This window comes from Sulfuricella sp. (assembly GCF_035531155.1).
Lineage (GTDB): Bacteria > Pseudomonadota > Gammaproteobacteria > Burkholderiales > Sulfuricellaceae > Sulfuricella.
The window spans coordinates 1-15,019 of the sequence record NZ_DATKTK010000015.1; the positions used below are offsets into that span (position 1 = coordinate 1).

The 15,019-nt window shown below is 64.0% G+C and carries 18 protein-coding genes and 1 other RNA gene; 16 read left to right on the forward strand and 3 right to left on the reverse strand.

The window, feature by feature from the left end; translation table 11 throughout:
• Positions 1 to 186 precede the first annotated feature (186 nt).
• The 16 genes from VMV64_RS03575 (at position 187) to VMV64_RS03650 (ending at position 12,176) form a co-directional block, all read left to right on the forward strand.
• A complete protein-coding gene (locus tag VMV64_RS03575) occupies positions 187 to 756 on the forward strand; it encodes a hypothetical protein (protein WP_325328582.1) in 570 nt (189 codons plus the stop codon).
• A 116-nt stretch (positions 757 to 872) separates the two neighbouring features.
• On the forward strand, positions 873 to 1,475 hold the full coding sequence (gene cobO, locus VMV64_RS03580; protein WP_325328583.1) for a cob(I)yrinic acid a,c-diamide adenosyltransferase: 603 nt from the start codon (positions 873 to 875) through the stop codon (positions 1,473 to 1,475).
• Positions 1,475 to 2,767 carry a cobyrinate a,c-diamide synthase gene (locus VMV64_RS03585; protein WP_325328584.1) on the forward strand — a complete coding sequence of 431 codons (1,293 nt, stop codon included), beginning with the start codon at positions 1,475 to 1,477 and terminating at the stop codon, positions 2,765 to 2,767. The genes cobO and VMV64_RS03585 overlap by 1 nt, the downstream gene beginning before the upstream one ends.
• Entirely contained in the window at positions 2,764 to 3,420 is a 657-nt protein-coding gene (gene bluB / locus VMV64_RS03590; protein ID WP_325328585.1) for a 5,6-dimethylbenzimidazole synthase, read from the forward strand. The genes VMV64_RS03585 and bluB overlap by 4 nt, the downstream gene beginning before the upstream one ends.
• Positions 3,417 to 3,932 carry a bifunctional adenosylcobinamide kinase/adenosylcobinamide-phosphate guanylyltransferase gene (gene cobU / locus VMV64_RS03595; RefSeq protein ID WP_325328586.1) on the forward strand — a complete coding sequence of 172 codons (516 nt, stop codon included), beginning with the start codon at positions 3,417 to 3,419 and terminating at the stop codon, positions 3,930 to 3,932. The genes bluB and cobU overlap by 4 nt, the downstream gene beginning before the upstream one ends.
• Positions 3,929 to 4,981, forward strand: coding sequence for a nicotinate-nucleotide--dimethylbenzimidazole phosphoribosyltransferase (cobT, locus tag VMV64_RS03600; RefSeq protein ID WP_325328587.1), 1,053 nt, complete (start codon positions 3,929 to 3,931; stop codon positions 4,979 to 4,981). The genes cobU and cobT overlap by 4 nt, the downstream gene beginning before the upstream one ends.
• Complete coding sequence (locus tag VMV64_RS03605; RefSeq protein WP_325328588.1) at positions 4,978 to 5,595, forward strand: alpha-ribazole phosphatase family protein; 618 nt, start codon at positions 4,978 to 4,980, stop codon at positions 5,593 to 5,595. The genes cobT and VMV64_RS03605 overlap by 4 nt, the downstream gene beginning before the upstream one ends.
• 163 nt (positions 5,596 to 5,758) lie before the next feature.
• The gene (locus VMV64_RS03610) at positions 5,759 to 6,490 is read left to right on the forward strand and encodes an adenosylcobinamide-GDP ribazoletransferase (RefSeq protein ID WP_325328589.1); all 732 of its coding nucleotides are present in this window, start codon (positions 5,759 to 5,761) and stop codon (positions 6,488 to 6,490) included.
• 2 nt (positions 6,491 to 6,492) lie between these two features.
• The gene (cbiB, locus tag VMV64_RS03615) at positions 6,493 to 7,404 is read left to right on the forward strand and encodes an adenosylcobinamide-phosphate synthase CbiB (protein WP_414718826.1); all 912 of its coding nucleotides are present in this window, start codon (positions 6,493 to 6,495) and stop codon (positions 7,402 to 7,404) included.
• The gene (gene cobD, locus VMV64_RS03620) at positions 7,349 to 8,377 is read left to right on the forward strand and encodes a threonine-phosphate decarboxylase CobD (RefSeq protein WP_325328591.1); all 1,029 of its coding nucleotides are present in this window, start codon (positions 7,349 to 7,351) and stop codon (positions 8,375 to 8,377) included. The genes cbiB and cobD overlap by 56 nt, the downstream gene beginning before the upstream one ends.
• Before the next feature lie 14 nt (positions 8,378 to 8,391).
• On the forward strand, positions 8,392 to 9,828 hold the full coding sequence (locus VMV64_RS03625) for a cobyric acid synthase (protein WP_325328613.1): 1,437 nt from the start codon (positions 8,392 to 8,394) through the stop codon (positions 9,826 to 9,828).
• A gap of 84 nt (positions 9,829 to 9,912) precedes the next feature.
• The gene (locus tag VMV64_RS03630) at positions 9,913 to 10,113 is read left to right on the forward strand and encodes a hypothetical protein (RefSeq protein WP_325328592.1); all 201 of its coding nucleotides are present in this window, start codon (positions 9,913 to 9,915) and stop codon (positions 10,111 to 10,113) included.
• Between the two features lie 301 nt (positions 10,114 to 10,414).
• A complete protein-coding gene (locus VMV64_RS03635; protein WP_325328593.1) occupies positions 10,415 to 10,726 on the forward strand; it encodes a cell division protein ZapA in 312 nt (103 codons plus the stop codon).
• A 30-nt stretch (positions 10,727 to 10,756) separates the two neighbouring features.
• A non-coding RNA gene (gene ssrS / locus VMV64_RS03640) (6S RNA) lies at positions 10,757 to 10,935 on the forward strand.
• Positions 10,936 to 11,127: 192 nt separating this feature from the next.
• Positions 11,128 to 11,736: a 5-formyltetrahydrofolate cyclo-ligase gene (locus VMV64_RS03645; RefSeq protein ID WP_325328594.1), complete on the forward strand. Its 609-nt coding sequence runs from the start codon at positions 11,128 to 11,130 to the stop codon at positions 11,734 to 11,736.
• Positions 11,721 to 12,176: an EVE domain-containing protein gene (locus VMV64_RS03650; RefSeq protein ID WP_325328595.1), complete on the forward strand. Its 456-nt coding sequence runs from the start codon at positions 11,721 to 11,723 to the stop codon at positions 12,174 to 12,176. Before VMV64_RS03645 ends, VMV64_RS03650 begins: the two co-directional genes overlap by 16 nt.
• A gap of 3 nt (positions 12,177 to 12,179) precedes the next feature.
• Here VMV64_RS03650 and VMV64_RS03655 read toward each other — a convergent pair whose 3' ends face one another.
• The 3 genes from VMV64_RS03655 to mdcB form a co-directional block, all read right to left on the reverse strand.
• Positions 12,180 to 12,986, reverse strand: coding sequence for a sulfite exporter TauE/SafE family protein (locus VMV64_RS03655; protein WP_325328596.1), 807 nt, complete (start codon positions 12,984 to 12,986; stop codon positions 12,180 to 12,182).
• Positions 12,987 to 13,211: 225 nt separating this feature from the next.
• Positions 13,212 to 14,138, reverse strand: coding sequence for an ACP S-malonyltransferase (locus VMV64_RS03660; protein ID WP_325328597.1), 927 nt, complete (start codon positions 14,136 to 14,138; stop codon positions 13,212 to 13,214).
• 5 nt (positions 14,139 to 14,143) lie between these two features.
• Complete coding sequence (mdcB, locus tag VMV64_RS03665) at positions 14,144 to 14,977, reverse strand: triphosphoribosyl-dephospho-CoA synthase MdcB (RefSeq protein WP_325328598.1); 834 nt, start codon at positions 14,975 to 14,977, stop codon at positions 14,144 to 14,146.
• Positions 14,978 to 15,019: the final 42 nt, after the last annotated feature.

A 15,019-nucleotide genomic window follows, 5' to 3' on the forward strand; every position in this document is an offset into this window, starting at 1 on the left:
GCAGGCACGGGTCAACAACCTGTTCGACAAGTCCTACGAGCTGGCGCAGGGCTATGGTACGCCGGGGGTGAACGTTTTTGTCGGCGTTCGCTACCAGCCCGTCAGGTAAAAGTGTTTTGAACCGCCCCGTCATTCCCGCTAAAATGGAATGACGGTTCTTTACCGTATCATTTCAAGGAGTCTGCCATGTTATCCCTGACCTCCCGCCAGCAACTGACCATTGGCGTCGGACTCGCCCTGTTGATGGCTCTCACGCGTAGCCATCACTGGGCGACGCTGCATGCTCTGCCCGACGCTTCGTGGGCGGTGTTTTTTCTCGTCGGCGTGTATCTGCGCGCATTCTGGGTGGCGCCTGTCCTGATGCTGGGAGCCGTGCTGGTTGATTACGTCGCTATCACCTGGGGCGGGGTCAGCAGCTTCTGTGTTTCGCCTGCTTACTGGCTCCTCATCCCCGCCTATGGCGCCCTGTTCCTGGCCGGCCGCGTCTATGCCCGCCATCACCGCCTGTCCTGGTCGGCATTGCCGTGGTTGCTGGGCAGCGCACTGGCGGGCGCGACACTGGCGGAACTGTTCTCCAGCGGAGGATTCTATTTCTTCTCCGGTCGGTTTGCCGAGCCTAGCCTGGGCGAATTCATCCCGCGCCTGGTGAAGTATTTCCCTCACATGTTGTCGACCATGGCCACCTACCTGGGCCTGGCTGCCGTGATTCATGTCGGTGTCGCCAGTTTGCGCGGCGATGCGCAACACACCGGTTGACCCCAATGCTGTTCACTTTAGCCGTTCGTGGTGAGCCTGTCGAACCACAATTACCCTTCGACAAGCTCAGGGTGAACGGTCGGGAGAGTCTAAGTGAACAGCATTTCAGTTAACCCATGAGCGACGCCATCAATACCCGCCACAACGCCCGTATGGCGCGCAAGAAGGCGGTGATTGATGCGAACATCGCCCGTGCCACCGTCGAACGCGGCCTCTTGCTCGTGCTCACCGGCAACGGCAAGGGCAAGAGTTCGTCCGCCTTCGGCATGGTCGCCCGCGCCCTGGGTCACGGCATGAAAGTGGGCGTCGCCCAGTTCATCAAGAGCCGCACCGACACGGGCGAAGAAGCCTTCTTCCGCCGCCAGCCCGGCGTGGAATGGCATGTGCTCGGCGACGGTTTCACCTGGGACACCCAGGATCGCGAACGCGACATCGCCACCGCCCGGCGCGGCTGGCAGGTCGCAGAGCGCATGCTGGCCGATCCGTCGATTGATCTCGTGGTGCTGGACGAGCTTACCTATCTGCTGACATACGGCTATCTCGACCAGGATGCCGTGCTGGATGCCATCGCCGCCCGTCCGCCTATGCAGCATGTCGTCGTCACCGGACGCGGTGCTGCGCCGGAGCTGGTCGAGCTGGCCGATACCGTGTCAGAAATCACCGACGTGAAACACGCCTACCGCGCGGGGATCAAGGCGCAGAAGGGCGTGGATTTGTGATGGGGTTGCGTTGCTGTACGGCCCTATTTATCAGCGCCCCCGCTTCCGGCCAGGGCAAGACCACCGTGACTGCCGGCCTGGCGCGGCTGCACCGCAATCAGGGTCGCCGCGTGCGTATATTCAAGACCGGCCCGGACTTTCTCGACCCCATGATCCTGGAGCGGGCATCAGGCGCCCCCGTGTACCAACTGGACTTGTGGATGGGCGGCGAGGCGCACTGCCGGCAACTGCTATTCGATGCGGCCGGGGAAGCCGATCTGATCCTGATCGAGGGCGTCATGGGCCTGTTCGACGGGGATCCGTCCAGCGCCGATCTGGCTGCACTGTTCGGCATCCCGGTGCTGGCGGTGATCGACGGATCGGCCATGGCGCAAACCTTCGGTGCGGTCGCGCATGGGCTGGCGCATTACCGTCCCGGGCTGCCCTTCGCCGGGGTGCTGGCCAATCGGGTGGGCAGCGCTCGCCACGCCGACATGCTGCTCGGCAGCCTGTCCGCCGATTTGCCCGGCTTCGGCGCGGTTTTTCGCGACCCTGCCGCAACCCTGCCCGACCGCCACCTGGGACTGGTACAGGCCGACGAGATCGCCGACCTCGATACGCGCATCGACCTCATGGCCGGGAAGATCGCCGCAACCGGACTGGCGGCGCTGCCCCCGGCTGTGGCTTTCGCGTCGTCACCTGCGTCGCAGGTTCCCCCCATGCTGGCCGGCCGGCGCATCGCCGTCGCCAGGGATGCCGCTTTTTCCTTCCTCTACCCGGCCAACCTCGACGTGCTGCGCGCCTTGGGGGCGGAGCTGCGCTTCTTCTCGCCGCTCGATGACGCTGCCCTGCCGGAGGCCGACAGCCTCTACCTGCCCGGCGGTTATCCCGAACTGCACTTGCAGGCGCTGCAAGCCAATCGCGTCATGGGCGAGTCCATCCGTGTCCACCACGCGGCAGGCCGCCCTATCCTGGCCGAATGCGGTGGAATGCTCTACCTGCTTGAAACCCTGACCGATGCCGAGGGCCGGTGCGCAGAGATGGTCGGCCTGCTGCCAAGCCAAGCTGTCATGCAGCCGCGCCTCACTGCGTTGGCGCTGCAAGCGGTTCAATTGCCCGAAGGCGAGCTGCGCGGCCACACCTTCCACCACTCGCGGCTGGAAACGAAACTCGCGCCCGTTGCGCGGGGGCGTTGTCCCAACGGCGGTGCAACCGCCGAGGCGGTGTTCCGTGACCAGGGCCTCACCGCCTCCTATGTCCACTTCTATTTCCCCTCCAACCCGGCAGCGGTGGCGGGGTTGTTCTTGCCATGAGTTACGACGATCACCGCTACAGCGAGGCCGACCGGGCCGCGGTCTATCGCGTCATCGCTGAGCGCCGCGACATGCGCCACTTTCGGCCCGACCCCGTTGATCCGGACACCCTGCAGCGCCTGCTGGAGGCGGCGCATCGGGCGCCCAGCGTCGGGCTGATGCAGCCGTGGCGCTTCATCCGCATTACCCGAGCCGACTTGCGCCGCCACATCCATGCCCTGGTGGAGGCGGAGCGCCGGCGCACCGCGGAGGCCCTCGGCGAGCGCCAGGAAGAATTCATGCGTCTCAAGGTCGAAGGCATCCTGGACTGCGGTGAGCTGCTGGTGGCCGCCCTTGCCGACGGACGCGAACGTCATATCTTCGGGCGGCGTACTTTGCCGGAGATGGATCTCGCTTCGGTGGCCTGCGCCATTCAGAACCTGTGGCTCGCGGCGCGGGCGGAAGGGCTGGGCCTGGGCTGGGTATCGCTGTTCGATCCCGATGCCCTGGCCAGCCTGCTGGCCATGCCGCCGGGCAGCAAGCCGGTCGCCATTCTTTGCCTGGGGCATGTCGAAGCGTTTTATCCCGCGCCCATGCTGGAACTGGAGAGATGGACGCAAGGGCGCCGGCTGGAAGACATGGTGTTTTCCGATAGCTGGGGAAATTCGGCATGAAGGAACTGATCCTCGGCGGCGCCCGCTCGGGCAAGAGCGCCCTGGCCGAGCGCCTCGCCGCAGAAAGCGGGTTGGCAGTGGTCTATATCGCTACGGCGACGGCGGGCGATGCCGAAATGTCCGGGCGCATCGCCCATCACCGGGAACGCCGTCCCGCCGGGTGGGGTTTGGAGGAAGAACCCCGTCACCTCGCCGCAGCGCTCAAGGACGCGGCCGCTTCGGGCCGCTGCCTGCTGGTGGACTGCCTGACCCTGTGGCTGAACAACATCATTGCCGACGAGGCGCTGTTTCAACGGGAGCGGGCGGCATTGCTGGATGCCTTGCCCGGCCTGCCTGGCCGGGTCATCCTGGTGAGCAACGAGGTGGGCATGGGAATCGTCCCGCTGGGGGAATTGACCCGGCGATATTGTGACGAGGCGGGCCGCCTGCATCAGGATCTGGCGCAATTGTGCGACCGGGTGACATTAGTGGCCGCGGGGCTGCCACTGGTTTTGAAAGGGAAATCGTTATGAGTTTTGAATGGCTGGAAATGCCGGCCGCATCTTTGAATAATGTGGCGCTGGAGGCGGCGCAGGCGCGCCAGATGCAGCTCACCAAGCCGCTCGGGTCTTTGGGCTATCTTGAAGACATTGCCATCCGCCTCGCCGGGATGCAGGGCACCCAGCAGCCCGAGCTTTCGCGGGTGCGCATCGTGGTGTTCGCCGCCGATCACGGCATCGCTGAGGAAGGCGTGTCGGCCTTTCCCCAAGCGGTGACCGGGCAGATGATCCTCAATTTTGCCCGCGGCGGCGCTGCGATCAGCGTGCTGGCACGCAACCTGGGAGCCTCCCTGGAAGTGGTGGACGTGGGCAGCGTATGGGACGGCGAAGCCCTGTCCGGCGTGGTCGTGCAAAAGGCGGCCAGCGGCACCGCCAATTTCCGCCGCGGCCCGGCGATGAACGAAACTCAGCTGGCAGCGGCATTGCAGGCCGGTCGCGACGCGGCGGGGCGGGCGCTGAAAGACGATGCGCAGCTTTTCATCGGCGGCGAGATGGGGATCGCCAATACCTCCGCCGCCACCGCCTTGGCCTGTGCCCTGCTGGGACGGTCCGCCACCGAGATCGCCGGGCCGGGCACGGGCCTGGACGCGGCAGGGGTAACGCGCAAGGCGCAGATCATCGACGAATCGCTGGAACTGCACCGCGCGGCGATGATTTCTCCGCTCGAAGCGTTGCGCCACGTCGGCGGTTTCGAGATCGCGGCGCTTGCCGGAGCCTACATCGCCTGCGCCCAGGCAGGCCTGCCGGTTCTGGTGGACGGTTTCATCGCCAGCTCGGCGGCACTGGCGGCGATGAAAATCCGGCCGGATGCGGCAAACTGGTGGTTCTACGGGCATGCCTCGGCCGAACCGGGCTATGTTCATCTGATGCAGGCGCTGGATGCCAGGCCCCTGGTGAATCTGGGGATGCGTCTGGGCGAGGGCAGCGGCGCGGCGGTGGCGCTGCCGATTCTGCGGCTTGCCGCCGCACTGCATGGGCAAATGGCCACTTTCGGCGATGCCGGGGTGTCGGAAGGTCAATGAGCGACACCCCGATTGTGACTACCGTCGACCTGATCCGCCACGGGGAACCGGCGGGCGGTATCCGGTTTCGCGGCCACACCGACGATCCCTTGAGCGCAACGGGCTGGGCGCAGATGCGTGCAGCCGTCCAGGGCGAGGGCGAGTGGCAGGTCGTGGTCAGCTCCCCGCTACTGCGCTGCGCCGAATTCGCCGCGGAGCTTGCCGCGCGCGCCGGTGTGCCGCTGGAAACCGAGGCGCGTTTCAAGGAGATCGCCTTCGGCGAGTGGGAAGGCCGCACGCCCGAAGAACTGATGCAAAGCGATCCCGACTGCCTCGACCGGCTGTGGCGCGATCCGGCCGGCTACACGCCGCCCGGCGGGGAGGGCCTAGAGGCTTTCGCGGCACGGGTGACGGCGAGCTGGAACGACACGCTGGCCCGCCACGCCGGCAAGAAAATCCTGCTGGTGGGGCACGGCGGCGTGAACCGCGTGATCCTCTGCCACGCCCTGCAAATCCCCCTCCGGAACATGTTCCGCCTGGACGTGCCGTTCGCCGCGCTGAGCCGGCTACGGGTTCTCGGCAGCGGCAGCGAAGCCCTGCCGCAACTGCTGTTCCACGGCAGTTCGCAGCCATGAACCATAAAAATCAATTGAACCGCAGAGACGCAGAGGCGCTGAGGAAAAACAATGAATTATAGAATTGTGCGGCCTCACCCATTTGGAGGGGTAGAAATTGTTGTAACTCATTTATTTCTCTGCGTCTCCGCGCCTCTGCGGTGAAGCAATTTCCGTTTTTAACATGAAGGCATTTCTGTTGGCCTTGCAGTTCCTTACCTGCCTCCCCGTTTCCCTGAAAGCTGCACCGGGTCCGGCGGACTGGGGACGGTCGGCACTCGCCTATCCGCTGGTCGGGCTCCTGATCGGGTTGTTGCTGGCGGGCCTGCAGCAACTCGTCGGCCATGCCGACCCATTGCTCCAGGCGGCACTACTGGCCGCGACCTGGGCGCTGATCACCGGCGGCCTGCACCTGGACGGACTGGCCGACAGCGCCGATGCCTGGGTGGGCGGCCATGGCGACCGGGAGCGGACCATGACGATCATGAAGGATCCCCGCAGCGGCCCGGCGGCCGTTTCAACGCTGGTGCTCGTGCTGCTGCTGAAGTTCACGGCTCTGGCGGCGCTGGTCACTGCTGGCGCCTGGCCCGCGCTGCTGCTTGCTCCGGTGCTGGGGAGGTCGGCGCTGGTCGCGCTGCTGCTGAGCACGCCTTATGTTCGGGCAGGCGGCATGGGGTCGGCGATTTCGGCCCATCTGCCGCGGGCGGTTGCGGTGCTGGTGTTGCTCCTGGTCGCAGCGGGCGCTCTTGTCGCCGGGAAGGCCGGCGCGCTGGCGTTGGCAGCAGCGGCTGTGGCGTGGCTGGGGCTGCGCTGGATGATGATGCGGCGACTGGGCGGCATGACCGGCGACACCCTGGGGGCCGCAGTCGAACTGACCGAGGTTGCGGTGCTTGTCGCCCTCGCGCTGAGTCAGTGATGATGGCGCCCTTCGTCGTGCCGATAACGGCCCTGCTGGCTGTTGTGCTGGATCGACTGCTGGGCGAGCCGCAGCGCTGGCATCCGCTGGTCGGGTTCGGCCGGCTGGCGCAGCGGGTCGAAGCGAGCCTTTACGAGGCCAGCCGATTACGGGGCGCGATCGCGGTGTCGCTGCTGGTCGGCGGCTTTGCCTTGGCGGCGTTCCTGGCCCATCGCAGCCTGGGTTCCTGGGCCTGGCTGCTGGATGCGGCGTTGCTCTATCTCGCCATTGGTGCAACCAGCCTTGGCGAGCATGCAGCAGCGGTTCGCCGTGCCCTGGGTGCCGGCGATCTCGATGCGGCGCGCCAGAGCGTGAGCCGGATGGTGAGCCGCGATACGATGGACATGGATGAAACGGCGGTAGTCCGCGCAACGCTGGAGTCGGTGCTGGAGAACGGCTGCGACGCGGTGTTCGGCGCGCTGTTCTGGTTCTTTGTGGCGGGCGCGCCGGGCGTGGTGGCCTACCGCCTCGCCAACACCCTGGATGCGATGTGGGGTTACAAGACCGAGCGCTATCGGTATTTCGGCTGGGCGGCGGCGCGGCTGGACGACCTGCTTAACTGGATTCCGGCGCGGCTTACCGCGCTGACCTATGTGCTCCTCGGAAGGAGCGGCACCGCGTGGCGCTGCTGGCGCAGCCAGGCGGCAAACTGGGAAAGCCCCAACGCCGGGCCGGTAATGGCGGCGGGGGCGGGAGCCCTCACGGTGAAGCTGGGAGGGCCGGCGGTGTACCACGGACGCCTGGAGTCCCGGCCGCCGCTGGGCGAAGGGCGGGAGCCGGCGGCGGCGGATATTGGTCGCGCCACGGCGCTGGTGCAGCGTGGCGTATGGCTGTGGCTGGTTCTGGCATTTATGGGGGGGTGGGCGCTTGCTTGAGCATGGCGGACAAATCCGGCAGGCGGCGCCGCGCTACGGCATCCCGCCGGAGGACTGGCTGGATCTTTCCACCGGCATCAACCCGTTGGGCTGGCCGGTGCCTGAGATCCCGCCGGAATACTGGCGGCGGCTGCCGGAACCCGATGACGGTCTGATGGAAGCTGCCTGCCGCTACTACGGATGTAGTTCAGCGCTGGCGGTGGCGGGTTCCCAGGCGGCAATCCAGGCGTTGCCGAGCCTTCGCCCGCCGTGCCGGGTGGGTTTGCTTGCGCCCACCTATGCCGAGCACGCCTTGGCTTGGACCCGAGGTGGCCACCACGTGGAGTCGCTTGCCTCTGCCGAAATCGAGGCCGTGCTCGACCGGCTTGATGTGCTGGTGCTGGTCAACCCGAATAACCCGACGGGGGAGCGCATTTCAACAGAATCGCTGCTGGCATGGCGCCGCCGACTGGCAGCGCGCGGCGGCTGGCTGGTGGTGGACGAGGCCTTCATGGATGCCACACCGGAGGAAAGCCTGGCTACCCATGCCGGTGCCGAAGGACTGGTGGTGTTGCGCTCCCTGGGGAAATTCTTCGGCCTGGCGGGAGCGCGGGTGGGCTTCGTGTTGGCGTGGCCGGAATTGCTCGTCGGGCTGAATGAAACGTTGGGGCCTTGGCACGTCTCCTCCCCGGCACGCCAAGTCGCGCGCCTGGCCCTGGCGGACGAAGCCTGGCAAGTTGACGAACGGCAGCGCCTGGCGCGCGACTCGATGCGGCTGAATGAACTGCTGGGGCGCCATGGCCTGTTTCCGGACGGCGGTACGGCACTGTTCCAGTGGGTGAGATGTGAGCGTGCGCTTGCTATCCGGGATGGTCTTGCACAAAAGGGAATCCTGGTGCGCTGCTTTGATTCGCCGCGTGGTCTGCGCTTCGGCTTGCCCGGTGCGGAAGCGGAGTGGCAAAGGCTGGCGCAGGCATTGCGGGGGCTGTCATGACGGCAAAAACCCTGATGGTTCAGGGCTGTACCTCCGATGCCGGCAAGAGTGCGCTGGTAACCGGCTTGTGCCGGGTGCTCTACCGCCGCGGCAGGCGTGTCGCCCCCTTCAAGCCGCAGAACATGGCGCTGAATAGCGCAGTGACGGCGGACGGCGGCGAGATCGGCCGCGCCCAGGCGGTACAGGCTCAGGCGTGTGGTCTGGAGCCGCATACCGACATGAACCCGGTGCTGCTCAAGCCCAATACCGATGTCGGCGCTCAGGTGATTGTCCATGGCCGGGCCATCGGCAACATGGATGCAAGCCGCTACCATGAATTCAAGCCGCAGCTGCTGGCGGCGGTTCTGGAATCCCACGCCCGCCTTGCCGGCGAATACGAAGTCGTGGTGGTGGAAGGGGCGGGAAGCCCGGCCGAGATCAACCTGCGTGACAACGATATTGCCAACATGGGCTTCGCTGAAGCGGTGGATTGCCCCGTGGTGATTATTGCCGATATCGACCGCGGCGGGGTGTTCGCCCATCTGGTGGGGACGCTGGAGCTGCTGTCAGCGTCCGAGCAGGCGCGCGTGCAAGGCTTCATCATCAACCGCTTTCGCGGCGATATCGGCCTGCTGCAGCCCGGCCTGGACTGGCTCGAGCGGCGCACCGGCAAGCCGGTACTGGGTGTGCTACCCTATCTGCATGGCCTGCACCTGGAAGCCGAGGACGGGCTCGGCAAGCTGTCGTTCGAGGCGCAGGCTGCGCAACCTCTGCGGGTGGTCGTGCCATTGCTGCCGCGCATCAGCAACCATACCGATTTCGACCCGCTGCGCCTGCACCCCGATGTCGACCTGCGGTTTGTCGCAGCGGGCGAGCCCGTTCCTTCCGCCGATCTCATCATCCTGCCAGGGAGCAAGAATGTGCGCGGCGACCTTGACTGGCTACGGGAGAATGGCTGGGAGGGGGGTGTACACAGGCATTTACGCTACGGCGGACGGCTTATCGGCATCTGCGGGGGGTTCCAGATGCTGGGCCAGCGCATTTGCGATCCTTTGGGGCTGGAGGCCGGGGCGGGCGAAAGTGCTGGCTTGGGCCTGCTGGAGATGGAGACCGAGCTGAAGCAGGAAAAACAATTGCACCGCGTCAGCGGAAAGTTAGTGCTGGCTGATGCGCGGGTGAGCGGCTACGAAATTCACGCCGGCATGAGCGTGGGCCCCGCCCTGTTCCGGCCCGCGGCGCGGCTGGAAAACGGGGATGAAGGAGCGATTTCGGCGGACGGACATATCCTCGGCACCTATGTGCATGGCCTGTTCGACCGCAAGGAGGCGTGCGACGCATTGCTGCGCTGGGCCGGGCTGGAGGCGCCCGCGACACTGGATTACGAAGCCCTGCGCGAAGCGGGGATAGAGCGCATGGCGGACGCGGTGGAGAAGCATCTGGACTGGAGCAAACTAAACCGGTTTTTTGCCTGATGCGCGTTTTAAATCTGTTAAAACACTTTTAAAACGCACTGTTACCAGTTGACTAAGCGGGATTTTTCCAATTATAGTGTGACTATGGAAGCGGAACTGAAGGATCTGGAAGACAAAATTGCGCAATTGGTGCAGTTATGTGCACGCTTGCGCATGGAAAACGCGTACCTGCGGCAGCAGTTGGCCAATGCGCAAAATGAAAACAAGCTCATGACGGAAAAAATGACCGGCGCCAAAGACCGGCTTGAGGCGTTGCTTGATCAGATCCCGGAGGATGAAGCATGATCCTAGAAACCTCAGTTGACCGCTCGACTGGATATTTACCAAAAGTAGGCGCCCTAGGCGACACCGTGATTCCAATATACTTCTTCATGATTTACCGTTTCGCCCGGTTGGTGAGTCCGCTACGGGGTGGATTGCACGGTTTTTGCGGCGCATGGCGGCGTTACAACTCCTTGGAATGGAGCGACCATTCCTCGTCGTTGTGCCTTGCCCTGCACCCCAATTGGGGTAAGCAGGTATTTCGCCGTCAGGCGAAAACTCGCAAAAATCGCACACTCCACCCCGTCCAACTGAGGTTTCTAGGATGAGCGTGGACGCCAAGGGTCTGGATGTAACCATCATGGGGCGCGAATTCCGCGTCGCCTGCCCGGAAGACGAGCAACAGGCGCTACTCGATTCGGTCACCTACCTCGACAAGAAAATGCGCGAGATCCGCGATGCCGGCAAGGTCGTCGGCGTCGAGCGCATTGCCATCATGGCGGCGCTGAATATCGCCCACGAATTCCTGGGCACCCGTCTGGCCGGCAGTTTTGACATCGGCGAGTACAAGCGTAGAATAGCTTCCATGCAGGCGCAGATCGATCAGGCAATGGCCGATCAGGACGAGTTGTTCTAGCTTCTCGTTTGTCGCATCGTTTTTCGAGTTTGCTCCCTGCGGTGTTCGTTAAGGCTATATATTCTTTGACCGATTCGCATAGTCTGGTTGCGGCTGTACCGAGTGCTGTTGTGCGCGTCCCTTCCCGGATGTGCCTGATGTGCTCAGGCTGCGACCACCTTGAACCTTAGGTTCAAGATGCTGGTCTTGACGGCATTCGCGGGGGCTTTATTTCTTCCCATCCGATTTCTCCCAGTAGTCCGTTCCACCAAAACGGGGACAAATGAAACGGATGGATTTTTTCGTCAGGCTAGGCGCAGACTCGCCGCCGTATGGGGTATACGGCAAGGGGATGCAACGACGCATGGCGGAAAAAGACGCCGTTTCATGTCTTCGGTTTGGTGGAACGGATTACTAATACCATGAACAAGAAGCAGCTGCGCACGTCGTTGCGCCGGGCACGCCGAGCGCTTTCCGCTCAGCAGCGCCGGCATGCCGCTGACGGATTGAAGCGGGTAGCCCTAGCCCAGAATCTGTTGCTCAGTTGCCGGCGTATCGGCTTCTATTCCCCGACCCATGAAGAAATGAACCTGATGCCTTTGCTCAACCACGCCTTGTGGTTGGGCAAGGCGTGTTTCTTGCCGATCGTGCCGCAGCGCTTTCAGCGGCGGCTCGGCTTCAGTCGGCTGACGCCGCTTCCACGCTGGTATCTTAACCGCTTCGGTATTCACGAGCATTGGACGCCGCGTCCGGTGCGCGCCTGGCAGCTCGATCTGCTGTTCGTCCCTCTGGTTGGTTTTGACGAGGACTGCCATCGTCTCGGCATGGGCGGTGGTTTCTACGATGCCAGCCTGGCCTATCTGCGGCGCCGCAAGGTTTGGCGCAAGCCGCTGTTGGTCGGCGTCGGCTACGAATGCCAGAAGGCTGACGAGATTCCCTCCGACCCTTGGGACATGCACCTGGATGCGGTGATTACCGAGCGAAAAATCTATTGGGCGAAGAAAAAAGGGCAAACATGCGTTACTGGCTGATGAAATCCGAACCTACCGATTGCAGTATCGACGACCTTGCCGCGTTACCCGGCCAAACCGTGGACTGGTACGGCGTGCGCAACTATCAGGCGCGTAATTTCATGCGCGATCAGATGAAAGTGGGCGACCGCGTTCTTTTTTATCACTCCAACTGTGCCGAGCCGGGTATCGCCGGGTTGGCCGAGGTGAGCCGGCTGGCCTACCCGGACCAGACCCAGTTCGACCCGAAGAACAAATACTTCGACCCCAAGGCAACGCCGGAGACGCCGCGCTGGTTCAACGTAGACGTCAAACTTGTGAAGAAGACCCGGCTGGTCAGCCTGAAAGAGCTGCGCAACCACCCGGAACTGGAACGGCTGCGCACCCTGCAGAAGGGCAACCGGCTGTCGATCACGCCGGTGGACCCGCGCGAGTGGGAATTCATTCTGTCGCTGCTGTAGAAATCAGTGAATCGAATTTAGCAGCATCTTTGTGCCGATAATGTAGAGGAACACCGCGAAGATTTTCTTGAGTGTCGCCACCGGCAGCTTGTGGGCAGCCCTGGCCCCGAACGGGGCGATGAGCATGCTGGCCACTACCAGCCCGGCGAGGGAGGGCAGGTGGACGAAACCGAGACTCCAGTCCGGCAGATTTTTAATCGGCAAGCCGTTGAGAAGGTAGCCGATGGTTCCGGCGACAGCGATGGGAAATCCGATCGCGGCCGAGGTGCCGATGGCGTTATGCATCTTGACGTTGCTCCAGGTCATGAAGGGCACGGACAAGGCGCCGCCGCCGATGCCGACAAAGCTTGAAACCAGGCCGATGATCCCGCCCGCGACGAACATCCCGCCCGTGCCGGGAAGCTGGCGCGCCGGCTTGGGTTTGAAGTTGAGCAGCAGCTGCGTCGCCACGTAGAAGAGGAACACGATAAAGAAGCCCTTGAGCAAGCCCGCCGGAAGTTTCGCCACCAGAAACGTGCCGGCCAGAGTGCCGAGCAGGATGCCCGGCGTGATGCGCTTCACGATGCTCCAGTTGACCGCGCCATGCGCGTGGTGCGCACGCAGGCTGGACACCGAGGTAAACATGATGCTGGCAAGCGAGGTGCCGATCGCCAGATGCATCATGTAGTCCGGCGAAAAATGCTGGGCGGCGAAGATGAACATCAGTATCGGCACGATCACGACCCCGCCGCCCACGCCCAGCAGTCCGGCCAGGAATCCGGCGATGCTGCCGGCGGCAAGATAAAGCAGAATGAATTCCCAGCCGATCATCAAAAAATTCCCTTGTGTGGATTAGCCTAAAAACCGCAGTTCATTAACCGCAAAGGCGCGAAGGCGCAAAGAAAACAAGGAATAAAATCCATCTGGTATTCACTTGTCTGGTGGCTGGCAGATTCCGATAAGACATTGTTTTTCCTTTGCGTTCTTTGCGCCTTTGCGGTTCAAATGCTTTTTCTGGGATTATACGCAGTTGCTCTTGTTCGCCGGCTTCGCTGGCTAACCCAGCCAGTCCGCCAGCGCCCGGTAATCCCCGAAGTCGTCGACGGCGCGCGCCGCTATTTGCGGGTGTTCCGCTTCGAGCAAGCGCGCCAGATCGTTTCCCGGTCCGAGTTCGATCACGGCATCGATGCCGAATTCCGCCAGCGCATCCATGCACCTGTCCCACCGGATGGTCGTGGCGATCTGCCGCGACAGGGCGTCGATCGCCTGGTCGCGGGATCGAACCGGTGCCGCGTCAACAGCCCTCAGGACAGTCACCCGGGGCGGGGCGATCGGGCTTGCGCACAGGATCTCGCGGAACGAGTCTGCCGCCGCCGCAAGGTAATGGGTGTGGGAGGGAATGGTAACTGGCAATCGCACCAGGTTCGGGTTCGCCGCCTGGAGATCGGCGACAAAGCGCGCGATGGCGTCGCTGGGTCCGGCCAGCACTTCTTCGCCGGTCCGGCGTTTGATGGCGATATCCAGGCCATAGGCGGCGATAGACCGATCGCGCGCGGCGAGCGTGGCGGCAGAGACCCGGCCGCGCCACAGCGCCATGCAGCCACCGTCGCTACCGGCCGCCGCCGCATCCATCAGGCGAGCACGCTCGCGCACCAGCTTGAAGGTTTCTGCCGCATCGAGCGCTCCGGCGACAAAGTAGGCAATCAGTTCTCCCAGGGAGTAGCCGGCGACCAGGCTGATTTCCGGCAATAGCCGGGCAATCCTGGTCCAGGTCGCGATCTGGTAATAGGCGATGGCAAACTGCGCATTCGCGTTGAGGAAAATTTCCTTCTCCCCGAGTCCGTCCCACCATTTCGCTATATCCTGTCCGAGGACTTCGCTTGCCGCCTGGCGCACCATCCCGCATTCGGGCGCCGCAAGAAGCTCGTCCAGCATGTCGCGGCGCTGGCCAGCCTGCCCGGAACAGAGGATGGCGAGCCGCACGTCGATTAGTCCCCGAATGAAAAAGTTTCGAGCTGGTGGGCCGCCCAGCTCGCGGCCATCAGGTCGGCGCTGCCGCCGGGGCTGAGATTGCGCTCGACGAAGGCGCGATGCAGGGCAAGCAGCCTGTCCCGCCATCCCGGCGCATCCACTCCGCCTGCGCGGTTGAAGTCGGCTGCTGCCTGCCGCACGAAACCGAGGCCGGCTTCCCCGCCGCGCCACAACAGATTGGTGTCCAGCAGGTGCTCCATCAGGGTCAGCAGGGTGCCGATCAGCGCTGTCTCGCGCTCATGCCCGGCGGCGAGAAGGCGGCGGAGGGCCGGCAGGCCGATGCCGTAGACCGTCGGGAATCCGGTCGCCGCTTCCATTCTGGCTCCGCCCGCAGCGAACCGCTTAAACACGAGGTTGCCATGCGATGCCGCGGCATCCCGGCGAGCGCTGGCAAGATCTGCCCCCCAAACCCTGGCCACCACGGCGCCGCAGCTGAGCCCGGCCAGGGTGCTGTCCGCCTCCTGCCGCCCGGCGGCCGCAGCGAGCAAGCCGAGATTGAAAATGGCGCCGCGATGGGTGTTGATACCGCAGGTGGCGAGGAGCATTTTCCGTTCAGCCTCGACCCCGATGGCTTGGAGTACGGCGAAGGGCTGGCTGCGCGCCCCGGCGAGCGCGAGCATGGCAAAGCTGCCTTGCAAGGCGTCTATGCTGGCGAAGAAGGTGCCGATATGCATGTCGCTATGGCTGCCCGAGTCGACCGGCGTGACCAGGCCTGGCTTGGGCCAGGCCATGGCTTCGTGCTGGAGTGCATCCTGGCACAGCCGGTCCAGGCGGCGACAGTCGACACGCAAGCCGCGATGCCGGGCATCGGGGGCGGGCGGGCTCCAAGCGAC